Annotated in this window: 2 protein-coding genes; one reads left to right on the plus strand and one right to left on the minus strand. The window is 66.0% G+C overall.

Going from position 1 to position 1,421, the window contains the following annotated elements:
• Positions 1-194: 194 nt before the first annotated feature.
• Entirely contained in the window at positions 195-620 is a 426-nt protein-coding gene (locus ACSFA3_RS23240) for a hypothetical protein (protein ID WP_435464483.1), read from the plus strand.
• A 20-nt stretch (positions 621-640) separates the two neighbouring features.
• Here the strand turns inward: ACSFA3_RS23240 and ACSFA3_RS23245 are convergent, their stop codons facing one another.
• On the minus strand, positions 641-1,375 hold the full coding sequence (locus tag ACSFA3_RS23245) for a transporter substrate-binding domain-containing protein (RefSeq protein WP_435464484.1): 735 nt from the start codon (positions 1,373-1,375) through the stop codon (positions 641-643).
• Positions 1,376-1,421 lie beyond the last annotated feature (46 nt).

The following is a 1,421-nucleotide window of genomic DNA, read 5'->3' on the forward strand; positions in this document are numbered from 1 at the left end:
TGGCCAAGACGCAGGTGAGCCAGCAGAAGATGGCGGCGGTCGATGCTGGGGTCGAGAAGGAAGAGTACCCGCACGCGCTGCGCTTCCAGGGCAGCCTGAAGCTGCGCGAGAACGACAAGCGCTGAGCGTTGTTTGAACCGGCGCGCGCTGTCCGGCATGCGGGTGGTGCGCGCCCCATCGCACGAGGATCAATCATGAACACAGCATTGAAATGGCTGGCTGCCGGAGCATCGGCATTGCTGCTGCTGGCCGGCTGCGGCGCAAGCAACAGCAGCAGCAGCAGCGGACCCGAGGCCGAACTGGTCGGCACCTACGCCGTCAAGCAGAACGGCGCGCTCAAGGAGCTGATCAAGATAGAGAAGCAGGGCGACCGCTACGTGATGCGCGACAAGGTGCGCACGCCCGAGTGGAGCGAACCGAAGATGCAGATGAAGCCGGTGACGCGCGAGCAATGGACTCGCATCACCACCGACAAGGAGAACACCGCCTTCGTCGGCATGGCGAGCGAGCAGCTCGGCGTTTTCAAGGTGCCGGCGGGCTGGCAGAAGAACGGCTTCCAGACCTCGACGGGCTACTTCCTGTTCTATTCGCGGGGGCCGGTGGAGGCGTACAAGCTCTGACTGGATGAAGCGCCGGCGCGTCAGGCCGCGGGCGCCACGCTCGCGCCCTCGATGCGGTGGCGCTTCAGTGCATCGGCCACGAAGCCGCTGGCCTTCATTTCTTCGACGAAGGCAGCGAGCAGTGCCTGTGCTTCGGCACCGCGGCTGGCCGGCGTGCCCATGGCCTGCTGGATCACCATGAAGCGACCCGGCAGCACGCGCACGCCGGGTGCGCGCTGCGCTTCGCCTTCGAGCATCTGGCGGATGCCGGCTGCCACTTCGACTTCTCCGGAACGCAGCGCCGCGAGTGCAGGCCCTGCGCCCTGCAGGCGCACGATCTCGGCAGCCTTGATCTCGCGCGTGAGGAACAGGTCGTAGGCGCTGCCCGAACCGACCGAGATGCGATGGCCCTTCGCATCGATCTGTGCGTTGTCGGTCAGCGCCGAGGCTTCGGGCACGAGGTAACTGCCCTCGATCAGCACATAGGGCGCGGTGAACAGCAGCCCTTCGCTGCGTGCCGGGTCGATGGCGAAGAAGCCGATGTCGGCCTTCTCGTTCTTCACCGCATCGACCGAAGCCGCCGCCTTCTCGAACACCACCAGCTCGACACCCACGCCGAGCCGCCGCGCGAACTCGTGCGCCAGGTCGATTGAGACGCCGACCGGCTGGCCGCTGGCCGCGTCCTTGTTGGCCAGGATCGGGTTGCCGAGGTTGATCGAGGCGCGCAGCGTGCCGCTGGGCGCGAAAGCGAAAACGAGGGCGGGGGAGATCGTCATGGCTTGGGTCGTCGATGAAAGTTGTTGGAAATGCGTGGCAGTCTAC

Source organism: Variovorax glucosi (assembly GCF_051216695.1).
In the GTDB taxonomy this organism is placed as follows: domain Bacteria; phylum Pseudomonadota; class Gammaproteobacteria; order Burkholderiales; family Burkholderiaceae_C; genus Variovorax.